This window comes from Streptomyces calidiresistens, assembly GCF_014141525.1.
GTDB lineage: Bacteria > Actinomycetota > Actinomycetes > Streptomycetales > Streptomycetaceae > Streptomyces > Streptomyces calidiresistens.
On record NZ_VKHS01001026.1, the window covers coordinates 1 to 1,626 of the forward strand.

1 protein-coding gene and 1 pseudogene are annotated in these 1,626 nt (G+C 76.1%); both read right to left on the minus strand.

Annotated features, from left to right (window positions below):
* Nucleotides 1-183 (minus strand): annotated as a pseudogene (locus FOE67_RS25140) (hypothetical protein); the annotation flags it as partial.
* Nucleotides 184-416: 233 nt separating this feature from the next.
* Nucleotides 417-1,626 (minus strand): phosphoribosylamine--glycine ligase (purD, locus tag FOE67_RS25145; RefSeq protein WP_182667113.1); only part of this gene is annotated, 1,210 nt, incomplete at its 5' end.

A 1,626-nucleotide genomic window follows, 5' to 3' on the forward strand; every position in this document is an offset into this window, starting at 1 on the left:
CACCCCCAGCAGCACCCACCCCACCACCGCCAGGACCGGCGGCAGCCAGTCGGTGGCGACGGCGGAGAGCAGGACGACGCCGGCGGCCGCCGGTGCCATGGCGGCCGCGAGGGCGCGATTCCGCACCCGCAGCACGGCCAGGGCGTGTTCCCGCGCACCGCGCGCGGCTCGCTGCTGCACCATCTGCTGCCCTCCGCTTCCGGGGTCGGGGTCCGGTGTGCGGTGCCGGCGGACGTCCGCCGCCGGCCGGGCCGCCCCCGGGGGCGGCCCGTGCCCCCCACTGTGGCACCGCACACCGATGACGCAATGTGCGATGGTCCGATCGCGCCGCACCATAGTGGCGGCGGAGCGGTCCGTCAGCGGTACCGGCGGATGGTCACTCGATGGTGGGGCTTTGGGCAGAGATTCGCGGCGGTTCAGTCCGATTCGGCAGCCTTCGCCGCAATGTCGGTGCGGTAATGGGAGCCCTTCAGGCCGATCCGGGCCACCGCCCGGTAGACCCGTTCCCGGGCCTCGGCGAGGTCGCCACCGGTCGCGGTGACCGACAGCACCCGGCCGCCCGCCGAGACCACCCGGCCCTCCTCGTCCCGCCGGGTACCGGCGTGCAGCACCCGGGCGTGCGGGGCGTCCCGCTCCGCGACCTCCGCCAGCCCCTCGATCGGGTCGCCGGTGCGCGGGGCGGCGGGGTAGTTCTCGGCCGCCACCACGACCGTCACGGCCGCGTCGTCGCTCCACCGCAGGGGCGGCAGCTCGGCCAGCCGCCCGGTGGCGGCGGCGTGCAGCAGCCCCGACAGCGGGGACTCCAGGCGGGCCAGCACCACCTGCGTCTCGGGATCGCCGAAGCGGGCGTTGAACTCGATCACCCGCACCCCGCGCGAGGTGATCGCCAGACCGGCGTAGAGCAGCCCGGAGAAGGGGGTGCCCCGGCGCCGCATCTCGTCCACGGTCGGCCGCAGCACGGTCTCCAGCACCCGGTCGACGAGATCCGCGTCGGCCCACGGCAGCGGCGAGTAGGCACCCATGCCACCGGTGTTCGGGCCCTCGTCGCCGTCCAGTGCCCGCTTGAAGTCCTGCGCGGGGCGCAACGGCACCACGGTCTCGCCGTCGGTCACCGCGAACAGCGAGACCTCGGGCCCGTCCAGGTACTCCTCGATCACCACCCGGTCGCAGGCCAGGGCGTGCTCCCGGGCGGCCTCCCGGTCGGAGGTGACCACGACGCCCTTGCCCGCCGCCAGACCGTCGTCCTTGACCACGTGGGGGGGACCGAAGGCGTCCAGGGCGTCGTCCACCTCGGCGGCGGTGACGCACAGCCGCGCCTGCGCGGTGGGCACCCCGGCGGCGGCCATGACCTCCTTGGCGAAGGCCTTGCTGCCCTCGAGGCGGGCCGCCTCGGCCGAGGGGCCGAAGACCGCGAACCCGGCCTCCCGCAGGGCGTCGGCCACCCCGGCCACCAGCGGGGCCTCCGGGCCGATGACCACGAGGTCGGCGCCGACCCGGCGGGCCAGGTCGGTCACCGCGGCGCCGTCCACGGCGTCCACGGGGTGGACCCGGGCCACCTCGGCGATACCGGCGTTGCCGGGAGCGCAGTGCAGTTCGTCCACCGCTGTGGACCCGGGCCGGCCGCCG